Here is a 26498-nt window from a genome sequence, read left to right on the forward strand (position 1 = left end):
GGTTATAAAGATTCACTAGTATCTATCCTAGTGGAATTTTTTCCTTTAACCTGCTTTAACGTCGCTACTATAAGAAAACTAACAATCACTAATAGGAGCCATGAACTCACCTTTCCGAGATGAACGAGACTCCATGCATCGGTTTGGTTTGGATATTCCCAAGCTCCAAAGAACGTGGCAATATTTTCGGCTACCCATATAAAAAATCCGATGAGCACAAAGGAAAGTGCGAGCGGCATCCGGTAACGGGTTCCAGCAACCTCATATGTGACCCATGATTGCCAAAAGACGATAACTACAAGTCCAGATAACCACCAACGAACGTCAATCCAATAATGGTGGATGAAAAAATTCAAATAAATCGCAGCCGCAAGAGGTACAACTACCAAAAATGGCGGCCATTTAACCAGTTCTACCTTAAACCTCCTCCAAGCCTGGCAAAGATAACTCGCTACACTTGCGTACATGAATCCGCTATACAAAGGCACTCCAAAAATTTTGAAATATCCTTCCTCTGGATAAGACCAGGATCCCATATGTACCTTAAAGAGCTCAAGAGCAAGTCCAATAAGGTGGAACAACGTGATAACCTTTAGTTCATCCCGTGTTTCAAGTCCAAAACGCACCATCCACCACTGCATCAGCAGGCAGATGATGAGCAGCCAGTCATAACGTGGCAGGAAGGGAGGTGGCATGATCTGTGTAAAAGCCAAAGAGGCAAAAATAACGACAGGAAACAAACATGATAGGGCCTGCTCCCAACCAAAACGAACGAGCTGTTTTAGTGCTCTCATGATTTGTGCCTCCAAAGGTTTTTTCTGAGTATATATAAGTCCTGCTTCGTATCGTAGCTAAATAGAGAACCTTGTTTACTTTCCATCCAAAGCACCTCAACTTATTTATTGTCAATTTGACTTTAACATGCATTTTATCGTTTTACAATAAAAAAATATTGATTTTTATTATATTGTTATTGTTGCAGAATTATCCTTTTCATTGCAGACAAGATAAAAAGCACTCCCCCATTACAGGAAAGTGCTCTATAACTTTAAACTATTCAATTTATAATCTGTTCAACTAATCTGCTAATTAGTATTGCATCTTATACTATAAATTTGGCTCTATAAACAATCTAAAAACGCGAATTTCGTATAAAATCCGCGTTTTGTTGATGAGGATAGTTAACTATGTATTAAGTAACTATTATGAATTGAGTTATGTTACTTGCTAAAATCTCTTTGAGCTCCCATATAGCTTCCAATTAAATTTTGATAACCAGGAAGTTGTCTAGAGAGTAAAGCGCCAAAACCTTCAACATCGTTGCGCCAATCGCGTTGTAATTCGCACGCTACGCTAAACCAGTTCATAAGCTGCACTCCACCATGGGCCATGCGCATTAATGCCGCGTCTGCTACTTGTTTGCTAAACGTTCCAGAAGCATCGGTTACAACGAACACCTCATACCCCGCGTTTATAGCAGAAAGTGCTGGGAAAGCAACGCAAACATCAGTAACTACGCCCGCGATAATTAGTTGTTTTTTACCCGTTGCTTCAATGGCTCTAACAAATTCTTCATTGTCCCATGCATTAATTTGTCCAGGACGAGCTATTTTTGGTGCATCAGGAAAAAGCTCAACCAATTCTTGCATGAGTGGGCCATTAGGTCCGTTTTCAAAGCTTGTTGTTAAAATAACCGGTAAATCAAAAAACTTAGCGGTATTAGCAAGGGCCAAAACATTGTTCTTGAACTCATCAACACCATAGTCACGCACTAGGCCGGAAATAAGGCCGTTTTGATGATCCACTAGCAGAACGGCGGCATCATTTTTGGAAAGACGAGAATAGAGATCAGACATTTTATAGTCCCCCTTTAATTAATGTAATCGAAGAAAGTTCATATATTGGCAAATTCACCTTAAACTCCTTCGGTTGTTACAATCAGTTTATGGGTATTGATTGTTTTCATTGGCTTGTCTATAAACTTATAAAGTGTTAACAGCATTAAAGAAAATGAAAAATCAGCACAAAAAATTACTTGATGATGTTCGAGATTCTTTGGTTAATCTAGAACAGGAGTGTGATCAATCCAGTGAATAAATTGTTGTAAATAACGCTCAAGATATCGTTTTGTTTTTTCGTCAGTAAGCACTTTCTGATCGGAGTCAATCTTTTCATGCACTTGTGAAATCAGCACTTTTTGAAATGGAAGAATATGAGTTTGCATGGCTTCTAGTATTTGTCTAATTTGCATTTGAGCAAAGGCAGTCCCTAATCCCCCGGGAGTTGCGCCGATTAAGCCAACCGGTTTTCTACTAAGAACGGAGGACCTTGAAGGTCTTGATGCCCAGTCCAATGCATTTTTTAGCGCGCCTGGAATTCCAGAATTGTACTCTGGACTTACAATAAGGATACCGTCAACGTCCTGAATAGCGGATTTAAATGCTGCTACTGTTTCTGGATCACCGCCAATTTCTAAGTCTTCGTTAAACAAAGGAAGCTCGTTGATTTCGATCCAGCGAAATTGAGCGGCATCACTCATATCTGTCAATGATTGAGCAATAATTCGGTTATACGAATTTTTTCGTAAACTTCCACAAATCAGGCCAATAGTTTTAGGCATACAGATTCCCTCCTTGTTTGAAATCACCTTTCATGATACTATACTCTAGAGATTATGGAAAGGATTTCTAAAAATGGAAGATAAAAAAGTGACATGGTTAGAGCTGTTTTATGACTTGCTATTTGTGGCAGCAGTTGCTACTGCTACTCATGTCTTACTTCATGTTGAAAAAGGATATATTTATCCAGCGTACTTATTAAAGTTTGCCCTAATATTTATTCCAATATGGTGGGCTTGGACTGGCCAAACCATGTTTATTAATCGGTTTGGCCAAGATTTTTTGCATCAACGTATCTTTATGATTCTGCAAATGTTGTTTGTACTTATTATGATATCAAGCCTATCGGTAGATTTTGATCAATATTATTTCTCTTTTCTGATTGGCTATATTGGACTAAGAGCATTAACATCAATCCAATATCTTGTTGTGCAGAATCTTGAAAAAGGGGATAGAAAAAAGGTTGCTAGGTTTTTAGGAACACGTTTTGGGATTGGGGCCTTTCTCTCATTTCTTTCTATCTTTTTTGATTCATGGGTTCGATATGCCGTGTTATATGCAGGAATTATTGTTGATATGGTTTTACCTATTTTAGGACATAAGTATTTAGTAAGAGTCACAACTAATACCGCTCATTTGTTAGAACGTTTTGCTTTATTGACATTAATCCTGTTTGGAGAATCGGTCGTCAGCATCCTTGCTGTGCTGCAACCACAAAAAGGGGATTGGCATTCAATCTTATTTTCAATTATTTCATTTGTTCTTATTATTTCAATGTGGTGGCAGTATTTTGATAATGTAGAAAAGAAGGTAAACAAGTCCATTCAAGGAACAGGGCAAACGATTATTTACGGGCATTTATTTATTCTAATGTCTTTGAGCATGATTGCAGCATCTATCAAACTAATGTTTTTACATGAGGTTCATTATACATTTATCTTATATTTTGTCTTCGGTTCTGTATTGCTCTATTTCATTGCGACTTCCATTGTTTTTCATCAATACAGGTATGAACAGCATCGTTTGAAAATTTATCATTTAGGGCTGTTTTTAGGGACTTTAGCAGCATTTTTTATTATTAATTTGATCATGACAGTTCCATACATTGTCATAATGGGAGAATTAACGCTATTTTTTATTATCTATGCTAAACTTACAACCACTTAATAAAATACAGCTCGTTCAAGATCTACTAGATTTGTTTCTTATATTTTCCTATCCACTCCTCTAGTTCAGGTAAAGAAAACTCGTCGATTGGCAAGCCCTACTTATACTGTATTCCTAAAATTTCCTACAGTGAAATAAAAATGGGTTAACCAATTGAATTGATTAACTCATCCTTCAGCTGATGCCTGCACACAATAGCGGGCTTGCCACATCTAGATTCAGACCATCCGGAACACGAATAACAGAATCCTCCATTAAAACCATTTTTCGACTATACTCACCGTATGTTGGCGTACCATCGTGGTCTAATCAATTATAAGTTGAGATAACACCTTTCGTACAATATTGCTCCTCACCACTGAGGGAGTATTCACATTCTCCGCAGGAATCAACAAAGCAGCCAACGCCAACACAATCCTTTCCTGTTAACATTGAATAATTCGGATGCATATGAACCGACTTCTCCATGTTCAGTTGCTTATACATAGCAACATTGATGCATTAACGAACATCTATCTAAGGATTCCCCTTCTTCAAGCCTGTGAAGGGTGAAGCCCAAGGAGAAGGTGGGGACAAATTTCGGTTAGTCGCAGTCTAAAGTGTTGCATTACAGAAACATACGTTCTATAATAGTTAGATATGGAAGGGTGGTGACGACAGTGTTGTTGAATCAAAAATATGAGATATTCTCAACAGAAGAACAAAAGGAAATGTTAGGCCGTTGGCTGCAATACTGCCGTCAAACGTATAATTCTGCCCTCTTAGACAAAGAACGTAAATATAAATAAAAGTAGAAGGTGGAATTGAAGAAAATGAAGCAATACAATACGCGTGCCATTATGGCTTCTCTGCTTATCTGCGGTTTCGTTGGTATGTTCAGTGAGACGGCTCTCAACATTGCAATTAGTAATTTAATGGATGTGTTCCAAATTTCAGCTGCAACCGCACAATGGTTAACGACAGGTTTCCTGCTTACTCTCGGCATTCTGATGCCGATGACCGGGTTGCTGCTACAATGGTTTACAACAAGGCAATTATTTATCGGTTCTCTTGTAAGCTCGATTGTCGGCACTTTAATTGCGGCACTCGCGTTCAATTTTGAAATTCTGATAGTCGCTCGCATTCTACAAGCGATCGGCATGGGTCTGCTGATTCCGCTCATGTTCAATACAATCCTAGTCGTGTATCCACCTGAGAAGCGTGGAGCGGCGATGGGCTTCGTTGGACTTGTCATCATGTTCGCACCGGCGACTGGTCCGACCGTAGCTGGTATCTTAATTGAATATTTAACATGGCATTATATCTTTTGGCTATCACTGCCGTTTTTGATCATTGGGCTGTTGGTAGGGCTGAAGTATTTGGAGAACGTCACCGAGGTCACGAAGCCCCGCATCGATCTACTGTCCGTCGTATTATCAACGATTGGCTTTGGCGGTGTCGTCTTCGGTTTCAGCAAGGCTGGCGAAGGTACGGATGGCTGGAACAACCCGGTCGTAGTCACTTCCATCGTCGTCGGGCTAATCGCGCTCGTACTGTTCACGCTACGGCAGAAGGCTATGCGTGAACCAATGATGGACCTGCGTGTCTTTAAATACCCAATGTACAACGTGGGGCTGCTTTTGGTACTATCGTGTATGATGATCATCTTGTCTAGCATGATTATTTTGCCAATGTTTCTTCAGAACGGAATGAAGCTGTCCGCGTTCACCACCGGACTTATGCTGCTGCCGGGCAGTGCGCTAAACGGCATCCTGTCACCGCGCATGGGACGTTTGTTCGACAGATATGGGCCGAAGTGGCTGGTGATTCCGGGCCTCGTCATCGTTGCTATAACGTTATGGTTCTTCTCCAGCATATCGACAGCGTCTTCGATTGCTTTTATCGTTTCCTTGCATATCGGGCTCATGATCGGCATCTCAATGGTTTGGATGCCAGCGCAGACGAATGGCCTGAACCAACTGCCACCGGAGCTATACCCGCACGGTACGGCAGTCATAAATACGCTTCAGCAAGTCGCAGGTGCAATTGGCACAGCGGTTGCGATTATCATCCTTACGAGCGGTATGGAGAAGTATTTGCACAACTCCCCCGCGCCGACTGAAAACACTGAGGTGGCTAACGCCATGATGTTCGGTTCACAACATGTGTTCTTGTTTACGTTAGTTGTGACGCTAATCGGTCTGGCCATGGCGTTCTTCATCCGCCGTGTTATAGTTAACCGTGCGACGATGAATTCGATGCATTGATATTTCAAAGGGAGCCTGTGGGCTCCCTTTTCTCTTCGGTATCGTAAAATAACATGCTTCCTTTGGCTGTTAAGGTAATGCCGCGATTATGTCTACAAAACAAGATTGCTTGAAAATCGGCCTCCAGCTGCTGCATTTTCATAATGATATTAGACTGTGCATATTGAAGCTCTCTTGCTGCCTGTGAAATACTGCCCAACTTTGCAACAGTCTGGAAAATTTTTAGCGTATGCAAATCTCTCCAAATCTCTCCTCCTCGGTATATCTATATTCCTTTTGCTATCTAATTTACTGATAGCTGATATCAATTTTATGTATTATACCAGATAACCAAAAAAAGCTATGCTTAAATATAGAATACATTTTAATGGGAGGTGAAGCTTTGAAGAAGCAATCCTTTCTTTTTTTAATGGGGGGAATATTCTCTTTAATCATTGCTATGGGGATTGGCAGATTTGCTTATACTCCCCTTCTTCCGCTTATGCAAAAAGATCTCTCTTTTTCAAATGCTGTTGCTGGTTACCTAGCCTCAAGCAATTACGCAGGATATTTGCTTGGAGCAATTTTAGCAGGGGCCATTCCTTTGAACTGCAAAATTAGGAAACAAAAAAGCAGGAGAATTCATTCACGAATTTTCCTGCTTTAATTATCCCCGCTATTTATTAAGCTGTCCAGTTATAAAGAATCATCTATATCACATCCGAAAATATTGCAATAATGCAACGGAAGCGAACATAAATAGCTCTGACTAATTTAACATTAGCAGCCGTTAGTCGAACAAAAAAGCGATTCATTTACAAACATCATTTAGTTATTCCTAAGCCATTTTAGATTTTTTGTATGCTAGTGGTGTCATGTGCATCGACCTTCGGAACTTATCAATGAAATAGCTTGTACTATTGAATCCCACTTGGTAGGCAACTTCTGTAACATTGGATTCAGCTTGCTGCAGTAAGATTAAGCTTTTTTGAATTCGATAATCTGTAACATAACTTAACGGTGTTTTCTTTAACATTCGTTGGAAATAGCGGCAACATTCCGAGCGGCTCAATTGACCCGCTTTTGCAATATCGTCTAACCTAATTTTCTCAGCATAATGCAGATGTATCCAATTTAACATTTGCTTCATTCGCTGATTTTTCAACATTTCCGTCTGATCATATTCTAATTGAAAGCCATTAATAATTAAATTTTTCCAAATTAACGTTAGCTGTAAGGTGATGTCGATTTCATAATATGGTGTTTTTTGTTGAAGCCATTGATTGATTTTTATAACGGCATCTAAAATCGTTTTCCCCCATTGCTCATTTGCATCTAAATATAAGTAAGGTAAATTAGTCGCTTGGATATAGGGATATACATAGCTTGTATAGAGCTCTTGGGATAAAAGAAAATGCGGAGAAACATTTAAACAAATATAAACACAGCCCGATTGCTTCTTTTCTTTTGCCATGTGCAGGCAGCCGCTATTGATAAATAATCCATCTCCTTCTTGAACAGTTAACGTTTCTTCATTTATTTGAAAGATTGCTTCTCCTTTTAAGATGAAAATAAATTGAATCTCATCGTGCCAATGAAGTGGTATATGGCCATGAATATTTTGGTTAATCGTTGTTTCGTAACATGCAATCGGTAACACAACTGTACGATGCTCGGTTAACTCTTGTAGGCTTTGATCAACCTTAAAATTTTTTATTTGCAAAGGACCACCTCAATATACTTATATTTTTTTGTTCAATTCAAGTATTATTCAAGGAATTTTCCATTTATTATAACACTATTATTATATTTTAGGTGGAGGAATGGAGTATGAATACATCTACCCAAAGAATGGGATTATTTCTTGTTATCACAGGAGCAATCTTTTGGGGTGTTGGCGGCACTGTTGCCCAAAAACTTTTTCAAGAATACGCAATCGATGTAAATTGGCTCGTCACAACTCGATTGCTTATAGCAGGTTTTTTACTCTTAATCATTCAATTTTTTAGAAAAGGACATTCTCAAGTACTAGGAGTTTGGAAAAATAGAAGAGCAGCTTTTCAACTGACTATCTTCGGATTACTCGGCATGCTTGCGGTTCAATACACCTATATGGCATCCATTAAACATGGAAATGCTGCCGTTGCAACGCTATTACAGTATTTAGCACCTGTCATGATTATCATGTACTCCATTTTTCGCAAACAATCTGTTCTATCGCGACAAGATTTGTTAACGGTTTCCCTTGCTTTAGTAGGTTGCTTCTTCTTATTAACAAACGGTTCCATCTCTCAGCTATCTGTACCGGCATTGGCAATAGTTTGGGGTGTTTTATCTGGAATATCATTAGCATTTTATACTTTATATGCTGTTCCTTTACTGAAGCAATACGATTCTCTTGTCATTGTTGGCTGGGCTATGATCATCGGTGGCGCTGCATTAAGCTTTATCCATCCACCTTGGCAAATGGACTTTAAAAGCCTTACGCTAGAAGGCTATTTATACTTAATCTTCGTTATCATATTTGGTACAATGATTGCATTTTGCTTTTATATCGAAAGTTTACAAAGTCTGTCACCTAAAGAATCAAGCCTTCTAGGCAGTATAGAACCACTGGCTGCTGTTTTAACAACGATCCTTTGGCTACATGAACCTTTTGGATCTTTTCAGTGGGTTGGTACAATCTGCATCATAGCAATGCTTTTCTCATTAGTGCTGAATAAAAAATCTTCTGCGACGACTAACCAACCTGCTAAAGAAAACTCACCGACTGGCGAGCCCTGCTCTTGGGCGAAGACAGAGGTGTAGTTGCCCTTATACTTTATTCCTAAAATTTCTCGCTACGTCGAATTGGCTTCCTGCTAGAAATTTATACTTTCTTAAAGTGTAAAGAAAACTCACCGACTGGCGAGCCCTGCTCTTGGGCGAAAACAGAGGCGTAGTTGCACTGTATTCTTAAAATTTCCGACTACGTCGAATTCGCTTCTCGCTGGAAATGTATACTTTCCTACAGTGAAAGAAAACTCGCCGATTTGGCGAGCTTTCTTTAAATCTCTCGTTCAACTAAACCTAACCCGTTACCTTAATGTTCCGCAGCCAATGCATCTGCTTTCGTTACATGAACCGTACCAAATGGATGTTGCGGAGGAGCATAGATTGAGTAGAGTTTTAACGGGGTATTGCCTGTATTGGTTACATTATGCCATGTTCCAGCCGGGATCATAATAGCAGAATCATCATAAACATTTCGTACAAAGTTTAAATTCTCTTTTCTCTTACCCATGCGAACAATCCCTTGACCTTGTTCAACACGTAAAAATTGATCAAGGTTAGGGTGAATTTCCAAACCGATATCTTCACCAACCTTAATGCTCATCAAGGTAACTTGCAGGTGATTTCCTGTCCATAAAGCGGTTCGAAAGGTATTGTTTTGCTTGGCAGCCTCATTGATATTCACTACAAATGGTTCTGGTCCATAATCTTTTAGCTCAATTGCACGTCCTCCCTCTGATGATGGTAAAAAATCGAATCGATTGGCGTCATTAAACATAGCCCAATCATCAGGGTGTCTTACATAATGATACATTGGCACATTAATGTAATAAGGATTTACATAGTGGTATGGATACATATAAGGAGCATAGTACATTTCTTAACCCCTCCATAAATTTATCAAATTATCCTATGCGCTATATGAAGAGAGCGTACTTATATTGAGGGGACTCATTAAGGAAATCATGGTTAGCCTAAAACATTTGCTCCATGATCCTTCTAAAGGAAAAAGAGCAAAGGGCCGCCCCTTTGCTCTTTTCTTCTTACTTATTAAGCTTTTTCCGTCAGCCACTCTGCCGGATTTTGACGCCATTCCTGCAACTTCGCTAAATCACCTTCAGCGATGATGCCTTTTTCTAATGCAACCTCGATTAGTGCAGAGTAGTTGCTTAAAGAATAAGACGCTACGTTCGCTGCATCTAGCTTATCTTGTCCTGTCTGCAGCTCGTATGTAAAGATCGATACGATGCCCAGCACTTCACAGCCTGCTTCACGCAATGCTTCTACGCATGTAATTGCGCTGCCGCCTGTTGAGATTAAATCCTCAACAACAACAACCTTTTGGCCTGCTGTTGCTTTTCCTTCGATTTGATTGCCTTTGCCGTGGCTTTTCGCTTTGCTGCGCACATAACACATTGGCAGGTTCATCAAATCGCTTACCCATGCAGCATGCGGAATGCCAGCAGTTGCTGTTCCTGCAATTACATCTACCCCTGGGAAATGCTCTTCAATTAGTTTTTGTAAGCCTGTTGCAATATCTTTTCTTACGTTTGGAAAGGAAAGAGTTAAACGATTGTCGCAATAAATAGGAGATTTAATACCTGATGACCATGTAAATGGATCATTTGGTCGTAAAAATACTGCTCCGATATCTAATAAATGAGCTGCGATTTGTTTTTTCATACAGTAGTTCCCTCCCATTGTTGTGTTACCTTCTTATATGCCTCAAGCGGCTGCTCCGCTTTTGTAATGCTTCGTCCGACTACGATATATGTGGAGCCTAATTCACGTGCGCGCGCTGGTGTAGCAATGCGAACTTGATCGTCCACATTGTCGTCTGCCATCCGAATTCCAGGCGTAACTGTTACAAAGTCTTCGCCGCACGCTTCACGGATTTTCGGCACTTCAAGGGTTGAACAAACAACACCATCCAACCCGCTGTCTTGTGCGAGTTTCGCATAATGCAATACCGTTTCTTCCAAGGATTTTTCAATCCACAGCTCCCTTTGCATCACTTCTTCAGATGTGCTCGTAAGCTGCGTTACGGCGATACAGATCGGCCGTTCTTTTCCTTCCGGCGTTCCTTCCTGCAACCCTTCGAGCGCCGCCTTCATCATGTTCGTTCCGCCAGCAGCGTGAACATTGACCATATCCACACCAAGGATAGCAAGATTTCGCATCGCGCTTTTTACGGTATTTGGAATGTCATGCAGCTTTAAATCCAAGAAAATACGGTGGCCTTGTTCCTTCAAATAATTGATGATGCTTGTCCCTTCCCGGTAAAATAGCTCCATACCGACCTTTACGAATAAGGTTTCCTCACCGAAATGCGCAAGAAATTGCTCAACTTCCTTTTGACTCGGGAAATCAAGCGCGACTATAGGTGTTCGCATTCTTCCAGCTCCTTCCGTGACAGTCTGAAATGTGATCGTATCCAAGCTCTTCAAGAAGCTGTGGCAATTCTTCAATAATTTGCGGACATACGTATGGATCCACGAAATTTGCTGTTCCGACCGCTACAGCACTTGCGCCTGCATAGAAAAACTCAATAACATCCTCCGCTGTTTCTACGCCGCCCATGCCGATAATCGGAATATTTACCGCTTGGCTTACTTCATAAATCATGCGAAGCGCAACCGGTTTGATCGCAGGACCAGATAAACCGCCTGTCCGGTTCGAGAGAATTGGCTTTGCTGTTCTTAAATCAAGGCGCATGCCAAGAAGCGTGTTAATCATTGTTAACCCGTCAGCACCAGCTTGTTCAATTGCTTTTGCGATATCTACAATGTTTGCTACATTTGGAGATAGTTTTACATAAACAGGTACTTCTGATACCTCTTTTACCTTCTTTGTTAAGTCTGCCGCAACTTCAGGTATCGTTCCAAAAGCAATTCCGCCTGTTTTTACGTTCGGACAAGAAATATTGAGTTCCAGGGCATGTACGTTCGGCGCTTTGGAAATTTCTTTCGCTACTGTCACATAATCTTCAGTCTGTGATCCCGCCACATTGGCGATAATCGGTAGATCAAACTGCTCCAGCCATGGTAATTCTTCGTTTACTACCTTCTGCAGACCTGGGTTTTGGAGGCCGATCGCATTTAGCATACCAGCCGGTGTTTCTGCCACACGCGGCGTTGGATTTCCAAAGCGCGGGTGCTCAGTTGTTGCTTTAATCATAATCGAGCCAAGGACGCTTAAATCATACAGGTTGGCGTATTCACGTCCGAATCCGAAGCAGCCGGATGCCGGCATAATTGGGTTCTTTAGAGAAAGACCCGGTAATTCTACTTGTAATCGACTCATAATACAACCTCCCCTGCTTTAAATACTGGTCCATCGCTGCAAACCTTTTTATACGAATAACCTTCTGGATCGCTTTGCAAATGGCATACGCAGGCGAAGCAAGCGCCAATGCCGCAGCCCATGCGCTCTTCCAGCGAGATATATGCTTTTCGATCCTGGTACCGTCCGTCCAATGCTTTTAGCATCGGTGTCGGGCCGCATGAATACAAAATATCAAAGGTAATGCCGTTTTGGTCAATCACATCTGTAACAAAGCCTTTTGTTCCATGGGTGCCGTCCACTGTTGCTACGTATGTGTCGCCAAGCTCTGCAAATTTCTCTTCGTAAAACACATTCTCCTTCGATTGAAATCCAAGAATGTGGATCACACGAACACCTCGTGCTGTAAGCTGCTGTGATAATTCATAGAGGGGGGGAACACCGATTCCGCCTCCGACTAAGCAAGCCGTTTGTCCTGGCTCTGCTTCTTCCACCGGAAACCCGTTACCTAACGGACCGAGCACGTCTACTTCATCACCTGTACGCTTATTCGCTAAAAGGGATGTACCCTTTCCTTCCGCACGATATAGCATCGTAAATTCATTTTTATCCTTGTCTACGTTGCAAATGCTGATCGGGCGGCGAAGCAGAGGGGAATGCCCCTCTGCCACCTTAATATGCACAAACTGCCCGGGTTCGTTCATTTGCTGCACAAGACTGCCTGCTAACGTCAACTCATAAATATTTTTTGCGATTGCTTGCTGACGGACGACGGTCATGAGCTGCTTTTTCATCATGAAAACACCGCCTGTTGACGAGTTGGAACTGTAATTTCCTTCATTTGAACTGCTGAGAATGTCATCGATTCAATAACTTGTAAAATCGCTCTCGTTGTATCAAGAGATGTTAAGCAGGCAACACCGTTTTCAACAGATTCACGGCGAATACGGAATCCATCGCGCGCAGGCTGCTTGCCTTTCGTTAATGTGTTAATCACAAACTGTGCTTTTCCTTGGCGGATAACGTCAAGCAGGTTATAATCCTCAGAATCAATTTTGTTCACAAATTGAACTGGGATGCCGCCCTCTTGCAAGTATTTCGCTGTTCCAGCTGTCGCCATAATGTTGAAGCCGATATCGTGGAAACGTTTTGCGATTTCAAGCGCCTCTGCTTTATCTTTATCGGCAACCGTCACAATGACAGAGCCATGTGTTGGGATGTTAATACCCGCTGCGATTAAGCCTTTATATAATGCTTTCTCAAGCGTTGTATCTTTACCCATAACTTCGCCTGTTGATTTCATTTCAGGGCCGAGTGTTGTATCAACAGAACGCAGCTTCGCGAATGAGAATACTGGTGCTTTTACGTACACTTCTTCCGCTTCTGGGTGGTAGCCAGTGCCGTAGCCAAGTTCCTTAAGTGTGCTGCCAAGAATAACCTTTGTTGCAATGTTTGCCATCGGCACGCCAGTAATTTTGCTTAAGAATGGTACAGTACGGCTTGAACGAGGGTTTACCTCTATCACATATACCTCATCTTTGTATACAACGAACTGGATGTTAAGCAAGCCAATAATGTTTAAGCCTTTTGCAAGGGAAATTGTATGCTGTACAATCTTATCTTTAATTTCTTGCGTTAAGCTTTGGGATGGATATACTGCAATCGAGTCACCAGAGTGAACGCCCGCACGCTCGATATGCTCCATGATGCCTGGGATGTATACATCTGTGCCGTCAGAGATTCCGTCAACCTCGATTTCTTTTCCAATCATATAACGGTCAATCAGTACCGGATGCTCTGCGTGTATTTTTACCGCATTTTTCATATAGTGCAGAAGCTCTTCCCTGCGGTATACGATTTCCATCGCGCGTCCGCCAAGAACATAAGATGGTCTTACAAGCACCGGATAGCCGATTTCTTCTGCGATTGCGACTGCTTCTTCTACTGCTGTTGCTGTTTTACCTTTCGGCTGTGGAACGCCAAGCGCTGTTAAAGTTGCTTCAAACTTATCACGGTCTTCCGCACGGTCTAAGTCTTCAAGGGATGTTCCTAAAATTTTCACGCCGTGTGCCTCAAGCTTAGCAGCAAGATTGATTGCTGTTTGACCGCCGAACTGAACGATAACGCCTTCTGGCTTCTCTAAATCGATAATATGCATTACATCTTCGATTGTTAATGGCTCGAAGTATAATTTGTCAGAAATACTGAAGTCAGTAGATACTGTTTCCGGGTTGTTATTGATGATAATCGCTTCATAACCCGCTTCTTTGATCGCCCATACAGAGTGTACAGTCGCATAGTCGAACTCGACCCCTTGACCGATGCGGATTGGACCGGAACCTAGTACAACAACGCTCTTGCGCTCTGATACGATTGATTCGTTCTCCTCTTCGTATGTGCTGTAGAAATACGGTGTAGCAGATTCGAACTCAGCTGCACATGTATCTACCATTTTATAGACAGGGATAATACCATTTTGCTTTCTTGTGTCATAAATCGTTCTTTCATCTGTACTCCATACGGATGCGATGTAACGGTCACTAAAGCCCATTTCCTTCGCTTCTTGAAGCACTTCAAGGTTTCCTTCATTTTCCTTCAGTTGCTTCTCCATGTTTACGATGTTTTCGATTTTTTGCAGGAAGAAGAAGTCCATTGCGCTCCAGTCATGAATTTCTTCTTTTGTCACGCCTTGACGAAGTGCTTCCGCTACGATGAATAAACGCTCATCATCCGCTTTGGCAATACGCTTTTTCATTGTTTCCTTATCAAGCTCTTTTAAGTGATCCATTTCTAAATGGTACACGCCAAGCTCTAGAGAACGAACTGCTTTTAAAAGAGATTCCTCTAGCGTACGGCCCATCGCCATAACTTCGCCTGTTGCCTTCATTTGTGTGCCGAGAAGACGGTTTGCATCCTCGAACTTATCGAACGGCCAGCGCGGGATTTTAGACACAACATAGTCAAGTGCAGGCTCAAAGCATGCAAATGATGTTTTTGTAACCGGGTTGATGATTTCATCAAGCGTTAAGCCGATTGCGATTTTTGCTGCTAATTTTGCAATTGGGTAACCAGTTGCTTTTGATGCAAGCGCAGAAGAACGGCTTACACGCGGGTTTACTTCGATTACATAGTATTGAAAGCTGTCTGGATCTAATGCAAGCTGTACGTTACATCCGCCTTCAATACCTAACGCGCGAATAATTTTTAAAGATGTATTACGCAGCATTTGGTATTCACGGTCACTTAGCGTTTGGCTAGGCGCCACAACGATGGAGTCCCCTGTATGAACCCCTACTGGGTCGATATTTTCCATGTTACATACAACAATCGCGTTGTCGTTTGCATCACGCATTACTTCGTACTCGATTTCCTTGCAGCCAGCGATACTCTTCTCAAGCAAGCATTGTGTAACTGGGCTGTGCTTTAAACCACTTGTCACGATTTCAATCAGCTCTGCTTCATTTGAGCAAATACCGCCGCCTGTTCCGCCTAGCGTAAACGCGGGACGTACGATTACCGGGTAGCCGATTTCTTGTACAAACGTATAAGCTTCTTCCAACGTATGAATAATTGTACTTTGCGGGATTGGCTCGTTAAGCTCTTGCATTAAAGTACGGAACAAGTCACGGTCCTCCGCACGTTCAATTGCAGAAAGCTTCGTTCCTAAAATTTCTACGCCGCACTCATCTAATATGCCGGATTTCGCTAATTCTACCGCCATGTTTAAGCCTGTTTGGCCGCCTAATGTAGGAAGCAGCGCATCTGGACGCTCTTTGCGAATGATTCGGCTCACAAACTCTACTGTTAATGGCTCAATATATACTTTATCGGCAGTTGCCGTATCAGTCATGATTGTCGCAGGATTGGAGTTAACAAGAATAACCTTGTATCCTTCTTCTTTCAGCGCTTGACACGCTTGTGTACCGGAGTAGTCAAACTCCGCTGCTTGCCCGATGACGATTGGGCCGGATCCGATTACTAAGATTGTATTAATGTCTAAACGTTTTGGCATAACGCTTCCCCTTCCTTCTTGCAGTTTTCAATCATGCTTAAAAATTGGTCAAATAAGTGGTTTGCATCCTCTGGTCCTGGAGATGCTTCTGGGTGATATTGTACTGTAAATGCCGGTGCTTCTTTATGGCGCAGTCCTTCGATTGTGCCGTCATTTAGCGCGACATGCGTAACTTCAAGCTTTGTATTTGCAATAGATGATGGTTCTACTGTATAACCATGGTTTTGCGCTGTAATGTCTACTCTTCCTGTTACCAGATTTTTAACTGGATGGTTAGAGCCGCGGTGACCGAACTTAAGCTTCTCTGTATCTGCTCCGCTTGCCAGTGCAAACAGCTGATGACCAAGGCAAATGCCGAACAATGGTACCTTGCCGATTAATTCACGAACTGTTTCAATTGCTTCAGGTACGTCCTTTGGATCTCCAGGGCCGTTGCTTAACATAATGCCATCTGGATTTAAGCGCAGGATTTCAGCAGCACTTGTGTTATAAGGCACAACCACGACATCACAGTTGCGGAGATTTAGCTCTCTTAAAATGCCATGCTTCATACCGTAATCGATTAGCACAACGCGGTAGCCGCGTCCTGGGCTTGGATAAGCATGTCCTGTCGATACTTGTTTTACCTGACCTGTATATGCCGTGTCCTTCAGCTGATTTACCACTTCGTTCACATCTGCGTCCATGCCGCATAAACGACCGCGAAGTGTACCGTGCTGACGAAGGATTCTTGTCAATTTACGTGTATCAATACCAGAAAGACCAGGAATATCACGTTCTTTTAGGTATGCATCAAGCGACAAATCACTGCGGAAGTTTGATGGATGATCACATACTTCCTTTACGATTAATCCATGAATAGATGGGTTGATCGTTTCAAAATCGTCACGGTTAATGCCGTAGTTTCCAATTAACGGATACGTAAGTGTAACAATTTGTGAACAGTAGGAAGGATCAGATAAAATCTCTTGATAGCCTGTCATTCCTGTGTTAAATACAACTTCTCCAGCTTTCTCTGTCTCACCGCCAAATGCTTTCCCGATAAATACCGTTCCATCTTCTAAAATCAGCTGTCGCTTCTTCATGCGAATACACTCTCCTTTTGCCATGCAATTTTACCGCCGACAAGTGTCATAACTGGCCATCCTTTACATTTCCAGCCAGCAAACGGCGTGTTTTTCCCTTTTGATACGAATGTTGCCGGATCAATCTCTTGTTCCTCTTCTAAGTTTACGATTGTAATGTCTGCTTTTTTACCAACCTGAAGGCGGCCGCTATCTAAGCCGAATACTTCAGCTGGTTTCACTGTCATGAATTCCACAAGCTGCGCCAACGTTAAAATATTTGTTTCAACGAAGTTTGTGTACATCAGCGGGAATGCCGTTTCCAGTCCTGTAATCCCAAACGGAGCACGTTCGATGCCAAGCGCTTTTTCCTCTGCTGTATGCGGAGCGTGGTCTGTTGCGATCATATCAATTGTTCCATCGAGTAGTCCTTCGATAAGCGCCTTGCGGTCCTCTACCCCGCGAAGCGGTGGATTCATTTTAAAGTTCGGATCAAGTCCAACGATGTCCTCATCACACAGCAGCAAGTGATGCGGTGAAACCTCAGCCGTTACACGAATGCCGGCACGCTTTGCATCACGCACAACACGAACAGATCCCTCCGTACTAATATGACAAACATGGTAATGACAATCAGCTGCTTCTGCGAGCAACACATCGCGTGCGATATGAACAGATTCACAAACAGAAGGAATTCCGTTTAGGCCATTTTCCTTAGAAAACTTGCCTTCATGAACACAGCCCTTGTTAATCAATGTATTTTCTTCACAATGCGCCACGATCGGCATATGTATCGCCGCCGCTCGCTTCATTGCTTCTAGCATCTTGCTTGCATCTTGCACACCGACACCATCATCTGTAAAAGCGAAGGCTCCCAATTTCTTTAAAGCCTCAAAATCAGTCAATTCTTCTCCAAGCTGACGCACTGTAATTGCAGCATATGGAAGGACATTTACATGTGCGCTTTCAGAAATGCGTTTTTGCAAATCTTCCATATGTTCTACGCTGTCTGGAACCGGACGCGTATTTGGCATTGGGCAAATCGTTGTAAATCCGCCTTTTGCCGCAGCAAGCGTACCAGTTGCAATTGTTTCTTTATGCTCTCCGCCTGGCTCCCGTAAATGCACGTGAACATCAATGAATCCTGGAGCAATCAAATGCCCTTGTATGTTAATCACTTGTGCGTCTTTGCTCTCTAGGCTTTCTCCTATCTCTGCAACTACGCCATCCTGAATGAGTATATCAGTCTTAATGGTACTGCCTTCTTCATTTACATACAAACCGTTTTTAAACAAGTAATTCATGGTTCACCCCTCCTAATTCTGCTGACAACGCGCGCTTTAACACTGCCATTCTTACATATACACCGTTCTCCATTTGTTTGAAGATTCGGGAACGTCCGCATTCTACGAGTTCGTCTGCAATTTCGACGCCTCGGTTAACTGGCGCAGGATGCAAAATGATGCTTCCAGACTTCATACGCTTCTCTCTCTCGATTGTTAGACCATGCTGCTCATGATAATCCCTCATAATATTCTCTGCAAACTTGTCATGACGTTCATGCTGAACGCGCAATAACATGAGAACATCTATCTGCGGGATCAGTTCGTCAAGGGCTGCGTATGTTCCGAAAGAATTTTGTCCATCCTCCCACGCTTTTGGACTTGCGAAGAACACGCTGGCTCCTAGCCTTGTTAATGCCTCAGCATTGGAACGTGCTACGCGGCTATGACGGATATCTCCGACAATCGCAACCTTCAGCCCTTCAAAGCTGCCAAATTCCTGCTTGATCGTAAGCAGATCAAGTAAGGATTGCGTTGGATGATTACCGCATCCGTCGCCTGCGTTTAAAATCGGAATGTTTATTTTTCCCCTAAGCTCATCAAAATAACGATCTTCTTGGTGGCGGATGACCACAGCCTTTGCTCCGATGGATTGCAAGGTTTTTACAGTATCATACAGCGTTTCTCCTTTTTGAACGCTCGATGATTCTGCAGAGAAGTTGAGAACCTCAAGTCCGAGGCGCTTTTCTGCCACTTCAAAGCTAAAGCGTGTTCTTGTGCTTGCTTCAAAGAACAAATTTGCAACAAATGTTTTTCCTTTTGGCTGTACAACACTGCCGCAGGCAAATTCCTCAGCGTCCTTTAAAATCTCTTGTATCTCCTGCACTGATAACTCGCTCATCGTTAGCAAATGATTCACTGTCATCCTAATCCCTCATTCCTGTTTTTTATCATACTACATCAGCATATTTATAACAATATGTGAATAAAAATACCCTAGCCTTTTTGAGACTAGGGTGTAAAAAGTTCAACCATTTTTTACACCCTTTCAAGTCTCACGGGACTTCCTTAAAAGGTGATTATGCTATTTTTTTGTATTGGATTACTCTCCCTTTTTTGCCTCGGGGAGAACAAGGTTTAAAAGCACACCGATAATCGCGGAAAGTGCCATGCCCTCTACTTGGAACGATTGGCCGATATGAATCACTGCTCCACCAATTCCAAGAACAAGAATGACAGAAGCAATCACTAGGTTGCGTTTTTCGCCAAAATCTATTTTATCGTCAATCATTGTCCGCAAGCCGCTTGATGCGATAATTCCGAATAAGAGGATCGATACACCGCCCATAACCGGTGTCGGAATCGTGCTAATAAGCGCGGAAATTTTCCCCACAAACCCGAATACGATTGCCATTACTGCCGAACCCACGAATAAATATACGCTGTATGCACGTGTGATCGCGAGTACACCAATGTTTTCGCCGTATGTAACGCTCGGCGGTCCTCCAAGAAGAGAGGCCAGCATTGTCGCTACTCCATCACCTAGTAAGGAACGGTGCAGGCCTGGCTTTTGAAACAAATCACGGTTTATTACATTGCCAAGGACAATTTGGTGTCCGATATGCTCCGATATTGTTACAACCGCTACTGGAACCATCAGAAGAATAATAGTCCAGGAAATTCCCGGTGTATATGTTAAAAATGGAATTGTAAAATCTGGTACCGCAAACCATTTTGCATCAATTACTTTTTGAAAATCTACGAGACCTTGTGTATAGGCGAATGCGTATCCGCCGATAATGCCTAGCAGAACAGGGATGATGCTAAAAAAGCCTCTTCCGAAAATTGAGAAAACAATTGTAATGGCAAGTGTTACGAGAGCAACTGAAAAGTTCGTTAAGCTGTATTTTCCGTCTGCGTCATTCATCGCCATATTAACTGCTGTAGCTGCAAGCCCAAGCCCGATTACCATAATGACGGGGCCTACAACAACGGACGGCAATAGCTTCATTATCCAGCCGGAGCCCAACCTTTTAATGATAATAGCAACAATGGAGTAGACAAGTCCCGCTAGAAAGGCTCCCATCATCGCGGCTCCTGGCCCTCCGGATGCTTTTGCTGCAATAATCGGCGCGATAAACGCAAAGGATGAACCTAGATACGAAGGCATTTGTCCTTTTGTAATTAAGATGAAGGTAAGCGTTCCAATCCCGCTTGTAATCAGGGCAATTGCTGGATCTAGTCCTGTTAGGAAAGGGACGAGAACTGTTGAGCCAAACATGGCAAATAAGTGCTGAATGCTTAGTAAGAACCACTTTCCTGGACTCGGTATTTCATGGATGTCAAGTGCTGGTTTTTGCATAAAAACAGAAATCCTCCTCATAAAAAAACTCTTTGCGTCCGTTACACAAAGAGTCCCGTACATCCATATGCGCGTACAAGGCATACGGAAGCAAAGACCCTTTGACAGTCTCACAGGACTGCTTTTAAAAGGGCATTACTAGTAGTATATACTCACTTTATCTTCTATATCCACTTCGCTCAGAGCTACAACTATCCGCTCCTCGCTGGATGTTGGAATGTTTTTGCCGACATAATCGGCGCGAATCGGCAATTCGCGGTGACCGCGATCGACAAGCACTGCCAATTGAATTTGTGAAGGTCTTCCTATATCCATAAGTGCGTCCATTGCAGCGCGTACTGTTCTGCCCGTATATAGTACATCATCTACGAGCACGACTTTTTTATTGGTAATATCGATGGGAATGTCTGAACCCTTCACGAGTGGATCGTTATCTTGTTGAAGCGTCAAATCATCACGATACAACGTGATATCTAGTTCCCCAATCGCAACTGCTTTTCCCTCAAATTGCTCAATCCGCTGTGCCAAACGTTTTGCTAGAAAAATTCCTCTCGTTTTAATGCCAACGAGAACAAGCTCCTCTATTCCTTTATTGCGCTCTACAATTTCATGGCTAATGCGTATTAAAGCGCGACGAACCATTTGTTCATCCAATACAACCGCTTTTTCCGTCACTTTTGTTTCACCCCTAGGCTGTTATCGTCAGGAAACTATCGTTTTTCTACAAAAAAAAGGTCCTCTCGCCGCGTGCGCAAGAGGACCTTCGAAAAAGGGCATACATCACCCTATTTCTTTCAAACCGTCTCCTTCTCAACCTCACGGGGCTGCGTTAAAGGACTTATTAAGTTGCTAACATTATCTCAATATTTCTTTAACCTGTCAAGATAATCGATGCAAATATTCAAGCAGATGTGCGAAATCTTGTGGAAGAGGTGCTTCAAACTCTATGTACTCCTCTGTTCGAGGATGAGTAAAGCCTAAAATACCAGCATGAAGCGCTTGACCATCAATATCAAGTGTTTTCTTTGGACCATATTTCGGGTCTCCCGCAAGCGGATAACCGATATATTTCATATGAACGCGAATTTGATGTGTTCGTCCCGTTTCAAGTTGACATTCTACATACGTAAAATCCTTAAAGCGCTCGAGAACGCGAAAATGTGTAACAGCGTGCTTGCCATTTTCATCAATTGTCATGCTTTGACGGTCTACTTTATCACGACCAATCGGCGCGTCAATTGTTCCCGTATCATGCGCGATTACCCCGTGCACAATCGCTTTGTATCGTCTTGTGACCGTCTTTGCTACAAGCTGGTTCACAAGTGACTCGTGCGCCATATCGTTTTTTGCAACCATTAATAAGCCAGATGTATCCTTATCAATGCGATGCACAATTCCTGGGCGCATCACCCCATTAATGCCCGACAAGTCTTGACAATGATACATTAAGCCATTTACAAGCGTGCCCGTTACATGACCTGGCGCCGGATGCACGACCATACCGCGCGGCTTGTTCACAACAAGCACATCACGATCCTCATAATAAATCTCCAGATCCATTGGTTCTGGTAATACGTCAAGCACCTCTGGCTCCGGCACTGTAACAGTAATGTCATCTCCTGTTTTCGCTTTATAATTTCCTTTCACGGCTTGCCCATTAACAGTGACAACTCCGTCTTTAATCCATTGCTGCACTTGCGAACGTGACCATTCCGCGTTCATGCCCGCAACAATCTTATCAATTCTCTCTTTATTCTGCTCGTCTGTTACCTTTTGCTCTACAACCTCTTGCATACTTTTTTCTACTCCTTCGCTTTCTTGCCTTCAAGCAGCGTTTGAATCAGGATGAGCGCCACCCCAATGCAAAGCGCGGAATCAGCGACATTAAACACCGGAAAGTTGTAAGAAAAAATATACGTGTGGATAAAATCCACTACCTCTTTCCGCCATACACGATCGATGAAATTTCCGATTGCTCCGCCTAAAATGAGCGCCAGCGCCAATCCTAAAAACTTGTCCCGCTTCCCGTACTTTTGTATATAATAGATAACCCCAATTACAAAAACGACTGTGATGATATAGAAGAACCACATTTGATTTTGTAACATTCCCCATGCAGCTCCACGATTTCGGTGAGACGTTATGTACAGCACATTATCAATGATCGGAATGCTCTCACCCAGCTCCATATTTTTTACGATGAGCCATTTTGTGAACTGATCGATTGCTAGTACAACTAGCGCCATTAAATAATATATCATTCTTCTTTCCCCCGCCATGACAGTATACTTCAAAAGTGTAGCATACGTCTAAGCATTTCACAATGAATGGCTTCATCCGGGGAATAAAATGTAACACGACGTATATAATAACAATGTCATTTTTCCCTATACTGTTTTTAAGCGTTCATATAAAAGTTCATTAGCTGTTCGTGCTGTGGGCATAATCCGGAGCTGCTCTAGCGGCAGAAGCTTTCCTGTTTCCTCACAAACACCATACATTCCTATTTCCATTTTCAATAAAGCCCGCTCTACGTCCTTTAAATCCTCTTGAATATGGTGCAGCAGTGTTTTTCGTTTCGCTTCCTCTTCAGACATTACTAGGCCATATTCCTCGCTTGTTTCCATCCTGTATAAACGGTTTTGTTCCTGTTTTAGCCGTGCCTTTAACTCGCGTTTCATCAACTCAAGCTCATACTTAATTTCAAAGTATGTTGCAATATTCACGCTGTCATCCCTCCATCACCGTTTAACGTAGCTTTAGTTTGTCCGAAAAGTCCGCTCTTACAAGGTACAAGTTTTTCCTATAAGGTACAAAAAGGGATTAACCCATACGCAGATGAGTTAATCCCCTTTTTTTACTTCACATAGTTTTCTTTGACAACAGTCGCACAGCGCAGACATAGAGTCGGATGCTCGTTGTCTTGGCCTACTTCCGTAGAAACAGTCCAGCAGCGTTCACACGTTTCGCCTTCTGCCTGCTTTACAATAACAGCAGTGTGCTCGTATTTATGTGCTTCAGCTGGTGCTTCCTCAATTGTTCCCGCAACCTGGAATCCAGATACGATAAACAACTGCTTCACATCCTCTTGAATCGATGCGAGCAACGCATGCATTTCCTTTGTTGGATACAAGGTGATGCTTGCGTTTAGTGATTTACCAATAATTTTTGCGTTACGCGCCTCCTCAAGCGCCTTTAACACATCATCGCGTAAACTTAAAAACGCATCCCACTTGCTTTGCAGTCCTTCAGCATTTGCCACTTCCACCGCTTCCGGCATATCCGTGAGCTGGACGCTTTCCTCGCTTACCTCAGGCACATACTCCCATACTTCATCAGCAGTATGCGGTAAAACAGGGGAAACGAGCTTCGTTAATGCCACAAGCACCTCGTATAATACCGTTTGGATCGCACGACGATCGCTATTATCAGTGCCCTCGATATATAAAATATCTTTAGCAAAATCTAGATAAAACGCACTTAAATCAATCGTACAGAAATTATGAAGCGCGTGATACATTCCTGCGAAATCGTATGTTTCGTACGCACCTTTTACTTTATTGATTAGGTTGTTGAGCTTCACAAGCATATAGCGATCCACTTCACGAAGCTGCTCAACGCTTACTGCGTGCTGACTTGGCTTGAAATCAAATAGATTTCCAAGCAAGAAACGGAACGTATTACGGATTTTGCGGTATACTTCTGCAACCTGCTTTAAGATATCATTAGAAATACGTACGTCGGATTGATAATCAACGGACGCAACCCATAAACGAAGAATATCCCCGCCCAATTGATCCATAATCTTTTGCGGAACTACGACGTTTCCAATGGATTTACTCATTTTGCGGCCTTCTCCGTCTAAGACAAAACCATGACTCAATACACCTTTATACGGTGCTTTTCCTGTTACTGCCACTGCAGTTGACAAGGAGGAGTTAAACCAGCCGCGATATTGGTCAGAGCCCTCTAAATACAAGTCTGCTGGACGCTGCAGATCATCACGCTCTTCTAGTACAGCCTGATGAGAAGAACCGGAGTCAAACCAAACATCCATAATATCCGTTTCTTTACGGAAGCGGCCGTTCGGACTGCCTGGATGTGTAAAGCCTTCTGGAAGCAAATCTTTTGCTTCGCGCTGGAACCATACGTTTGAACCATGCTCACGGAAAAGAGCAGCTACATGTTGAATTGTCTCATCTGTAATGATAGCTTCGTCATTTTCTGCATAAAATACCGGAATTGGAACACCCCATGCACGTTGACGGGAAATACACCAATCACCGCGATCGCGCACCATATTATACAGGCGTGTTTCTCCCCATGCCGGTACCCATTTTGTTTCCTCTACAGCCTGCAGCAATTCACCGCGGAACGCAGCAATAGACGCAAACCACTGTGCCGTCGCCCGGAAAATGATTGGCTTTTTCGTTCTCCAATCATGCGGATAGGAGTGTGTAATAAAGCTTAGCTTCAGTAGCGCTCCCACCTCTTCCAGCTTTTGGCCGATTGGTTTATTTGCCTCTTCATAAAACAGCCCTTCAAAGCCTGGCGCATCCTTAGTCATGCAGCCTTTGTCATCAACCGGACATAGCACATCCAGACCGTATTTTTGACCAACAATAAAGTCATCTTCCCCGTGGCCCGGCGCCGTGTGTACGCAGCCCGTACCCGCATCTGTTGTAACATGCTCCCCAAGCATAATGAGGGAATCACGGCCATACAGCGGATGCTTCGCTACAATATACTCCATTTCGCTTCCCTTTAATGTTCTAACAACCTCAGGGTTTTCCCAACCGATTGTATTTGCCACAGACTCTAGTAGCGCCGAAGCAATAATATATTTCGCACCGCCAGCTTTCACTACGCTATAGTCTAACTCCGGATGGATGGAAATACCAAGGTTCGCCGGAATGGTCCATGGCGTTGTCGTCCAAATGACAAACTTCTCATCGCCCTCTAGCACGCCTTTTCCATCCTTCACATCAAATGCTACGTAAATGGAAGGAGATTTTTTATCCTTATACTCAATTTCAGCTTCAGCTAGTGCTGATTCGCTTGTCGGAGACCAGTATACTGGCTTTAAGCCCTTATAAATATAGCCCTTTTTCGCCATATCACCGAATACTTTAATCTGCTGCGCTTCATATTCCGGCTTTAATGTGATGTACGGATTCCACCAGTCACCGCGAACACCTAGGCGAAGGAACTGCTGGCGCTGACGATCGACTTGCTCATACGCATATTCTTCACAGAGCTTACGGAACTCGGCAATTGTCATTTCCTTGCGCTTTACGCCTTTATTCGTTAACGCCTGCTCAATCGGAAGTCCATGCGTATCCCAGCCTGGAACATACGGTGCGTTATAGCCGCTCATTGATTTATAGCGAACGATAAAATCCTTTAACACCTTGTTTAATGCGTGACCCATATGGATGTCACCATTTGCATACGGCGGTCCATCATGCAGTACAAATAGCGGACGATCCTTCGTACGCTCTTGCACCTTTTCGTAAATGTTCATATCAGCCCATTTCGCCTGGACATCCGGCTCGCGCTTCGGCAAATTGCCGCGCATCGGAAAATCTGTTTGCGGCATTAATAATGTGTCTTTATACTCCATAGTAATCCTCCTAATATTTTAGAAATAGGCACAAAAAAAAGACCTCCTCATCCCCAAAAAGGGACGAGAAGGTCTCCCGCGGTACCACCC

24 protein-coding genes, 2 pseudogenes and 1 other annotated feature (1 of these 27 only partly in view) are annotated in these 26498 nt (G+C 42.8%); of the genes and pseudogenes, 5 read left to right on the forward strand and 21 right to left on the reverse strand.

The features are described 5' to 3' along the window. Positions 1-2: 2 nt before the first annotated feature. From EP737_RS05060 to EP737_RS05070, 3 genes are all read right to left on the reverse strand, one after another. A complete protein-coding gene (locus EP737_RS05060; RefSeq protein ID WP_129726842.1) occupies positions 3-794 on the reverse strand; it encodes a DUF817 domain-containing protein in 792 nt (263 codons plus the stop codon). Positions 795-1220: 426 nt separating this feature from the next. Further along, the gene (gene ycaC / locus EP737_RS05065; RefSeq protein WP_129726843.1) at positions 1221-1856 is read right to left on the reverse strand and encodes an isochorismate family cysteine hydrolase YcaC; all 636 of its coding nucleotides are present in this window, start codon (positions 1854-1856) and stop codon (positions 1221-1223) included. 203 nt (positions 1857-2059) lie between these two features. Continuing rightward, positions 2060-2620, reverse strand: coding sequence for an NADPH-dependent FMN reductase (locus EP737_RS05070; RefSeq protein ID WP_129726844.1), 561 nt, complete (start codon positions 2618-2620; stop codon positions 2060-2062). Positions 2621-2693: 73 nt separating this feature from the next. Between EP737_RS05070 and EP737_RS05075 the strand changes: the two genes are divergently transcribed. After that, positions 2694-3785, forward strand: a complete 1092-nt coding sequence (locus tag EP737_RS05075) for a low temperature requirement protein A (RefSeq protein ID WP_129726845.1) — start codon at positions 2694-2696, stop codon at positions 3783-3785. 177 nt (positions 3786-3962) lie between these two features. Here the strand turns inward: EP737_RS05075 and EP737_RS05080 are convergent. Next, positions 3963-4202 (reverse strand): annotated as a pseudogene (locus EP737_RS05080) (alcohol dehydrogenase); the annotation flags it as partial. A gap of 242 nt (positions 4203-4444) precedes the next feature. On the opposite strand from EP737_RS05080, the pseudogene EP737_RS05085 reads away from it, so the two are divergent. Further along, positions 4445-4570 (forward strand): annotated as a pseudogene (locus EP737_RS05085) (helix-turn-helix domain-containing protein); the annotation flags it as partial. Positions 4571-4597: 27 nt separating this feature from the next. Then, positions 4598-6031 (forward strand): DHA2 family efflux MFS transporter permease subunit, encoded by a 1434-nt coding sequence (locus EP737_RS05090; protein ID WP_129727057.1) that lies wholly within the window; start codon positions 4598-4600, stop codon positions 6029-6031. 4 nt (positions 6032-6035) lie between these two features. Here EP737_RS05090 and EP737_RS05095 read toward each other — a convergent pair whose 3' ends face one another. Then, positions 6036-6266: a helix-turn-helix domain-containing protein gene (locus tag EP737_RS05095; RefSeq protein WP_246040180.1), complete on the reverse strand. Its 231-nt coding sequence runs from the start codon at positions 6264-6266 to the stop codon at positions 6036-6038. Positions 6267-6413: 147 nt separating this feature from the next. Here EP737_RS05095 and EP737_RS05100 point away from each other — a divergent pair, with 147 nt between their 5' ends. Beyond that, positions 6414-6677, forward strand: coding sequence for a YbfB/YjiJ family MFS transporter (locus EP737_RS05100; protein ID WP_129726848.1), 264 nt, complete (start codon positions 6414-6416; stop codon positions 6675-6677). A 171-nt stretch (positions 6678-6848) separates the two neighbouring features. On the opposite strand, the gene EP737_RS05105 is transcribed toward EP737_RS05100, so the two are convergent. Next, positions 6849-7727 carry an AraC family transcriptional regulator gene (locus tag EP737_RS05105; protein WP_129727058.1) on the reverse strand — a complete coding sequence of 293 codons (879 nt, stop codon included), beginning with the start codon at positions 7725-7727 and terminating at the stop codon, positions 6849-6851. 113 nt (positions 7728-7840) lie between these two features. Between EP737_RS05105 and EP737_RS05110 the strand changes: the two genes are divergently transcribed. Then, positions 7841-8818 (forward strand): EamA family transporter, encoded by a 978-nt coding sequence (locus tag EP737_RS05110; protein ID WP_129726849.1) that lies wholly within the window; start codon positions 7841-7843, stop codon positions 8816-8818. Between the two features lie 274 nt (positions 8819-9092). Here the strand turns inward: EP737_RS05110 and EP737_RS05115 are convergent, their stop codons facing one another. The 15 genes from EP737_RS05115 to ileS all read right to left on the reverse strand — a co-directional run bounded on the left by EP737_RS05115 (position 9093) and on the right by ileS (position 26408). Then, the gene (locus EP737_RS05115) at positions 9093-9659 is read right to left on the reverse strand and encodes a cupin domain-containing protein (protein ID WP_129726850.1); all 567 of its coding nucleotides are present in this window, start codon (positions 9657-9659) and stop codon (positions 9093-9095) included. 173 nt (positions 9660-9832) lie between these two features. Further along, positions 9833-10465, reverse strand: coding sequence for an orotate phosphoribosyltransferase (pyrE, locus tag EP737_RS05120; RefSeq protein ID WP_129726851.1), 633 nt, complete (start codon positions 10463-10465; stop codon positions 9833-9835). Continuing rightward, entirely contained in the window at positions 10462-11175 is a 714-nt protein-coding gene (gene pyrF / locus EP737_RS05125) for an orotidine-5'-phosphate decarboxylase (protein WP_129726852.1), read from the reverse strand. Before pyrF ends, pyrE begins: the two co-directional genes overlap by 4 nt. Then, positions 11150-12085, reverse strand: a complete 936-nt coding sequence (locus tag EP737_RS05130) for a dihydroorotate dehydrogenase (protein ID WP_129726853.1) — start codon at positions 12083-12085, stop codon at positions 11150-11152. The genes pyrF and EP737_RS05130 overlap by 26 nt, the downstream gene beginning before the upstream one ends. Next, positions 12082-12861, reverse strand: a complete 780-nt coding sequence (locus EP737_RS05135; RefSeq protein WP_129726854.1) for a dihydroorotate dehydrogenase electron transfer subunit — start codon at positions 12859-12861, stop codon at positions 12082-12084. The genes EP737_RS05130 and EP737_RS05135 overlap by 4 nt, the downstream gene beginning before the upstream one ends. Then, on the reverse strand, positions 12858-16076 hold the full coding sequence (gene carB / locus EP737_RS05140) for a carbamoyl-phosphate synthase large subunit (RefSeq protein ID WP_129726855.1): 3219 nt from the start codon (positions 16074-16076) through the stop codon (positions 12858-12860). The genes EP737_RS05135 and carB overlap by 4 nt, the downstream gene beginning before the upstream one ends. After that, positions 16061-17161 (reverse strand): carbamoyl phosphate synthase small subunit, encoded by a 1101-nt coding sequence (locus tag EP737_RS05145; protein ID WP_281278874.1) that lies wholly within the window; start codon positions 17159-17161, stop codon positions 16061-16063. The genes carB and EP737_RS05145 overlap by 16 nt, the downstream gene beginning before the upstream one ends. Beyond that, positions 17158-18444 carry a dihydroorotase gene (locus tag EP737_RS05150; protein ID WP_129726857.1) on the reverse strand — a complete coding sequence of 429 codons (1287 nt, stop codon included), beginning with the start codon at positions 18442-18444 and terminating at the stop codon, positions 17158-17160. Before EP737_RS05150 ends, EP737_RS05145 begins: the two co-directional genes overlap by 4 nt. Further along, entirely contained in the window at positions 18428-19342 is a 915-nt protein-coding gene (locus tag EP737_RS05155) for an aspartate carbamoyltransferase catalytic subunit (protein ID WP_129727059.1), read from the reverse strand. Before EP737_RS05155 ends, EP737_RS05150 begins: the two co-directional genes overlap by 17 nt. Positions 19343-19525: 183 nt before the next feature. Next, positions 19526-20785 carry a solute carrier family 23 protein gene (locus tag EP737_RS05160; protein ID WP_129726858.1) on the reverse strand — a complete coding sequence of 420 codons (1260 nt, stop codon included), beginning with the start codon at positions 20783-20785 and terminating at the stop codon, positions 19526-19528. Between the two features lie 138 nt (positions 20786-20923). Further along, on the reverse strand, positions 20924-21460 hold the full coding sequence (pyrR, locus tag EP737_RS05165; protein ID WP_129726859.1) for a bifunctional pyr operon transcriptional regulator/uracil phosphoribosyltransferase PyrR: 537 nt from the start codon (positions 21458-21460) through the stop codon (positions 20924-20926). 204 nt (positions 21461-21664) lie between these two features. Then, positions 21665-22579, reverse strand: coding sequence for an RluA family pseudouridine synthase (locus EP737_RS05175; RefSeq protein ID WP_129726861.1), 915 nt, complete (start codon positions 22577-22579; stop codon positions 21665-21667). Positions 22580-22587: 8 nt separating this feature from the next. Further along, on the reverse strand, positions 22588-23046 hold the full coding sequence (gene lspA, locus EP737_RS05180; protein ID WP_129726862.1) for a signal peptidase II: 459 nt from the start codon (positions 23044-23046) through the stop codon (positions 22588-22590). Positions 23047-23172: 126 nt separating this feature from the next. Further along, complete coding sequence (locus tag EP737_RS05185) at positions 23173-23466, reverse strand: TraR/DksA family transcriptional regulator (RefSeq protein ID WP_129727060.1); 294 nt, start codon at positions 23464-23466, stop codon at positions 23173-23175. 176 nt (positions 23467-23642) lie between these two features. Beyond that, on the reverse strand, positions 23643-26408 hold the full coding sequence (gene ileS / locus EP737_RS05190) for an isoleucine--tRNA ligase (protein ID WP_129726863.1): 2766 nt from the start codon (positions 26406-26408) through the stop codon (positions 23643-23645). Between the two features lie 56 nt (positions 26409-26464). Beyond that, positions 26465-26498, reverse strand: a binding site (T-box leader); it runs 187 nt beyond the window's last position.

Source organism: Ectobacillus funiculus (assembly GCF_004138295.1).
In the GTDB taxonomy this organism is placed as follows: Bacteria; Bacillota; Bacilli; order Bacillales; family Bacillaceae_G; genus Ectobacillus; species Ectobacillus funiculus.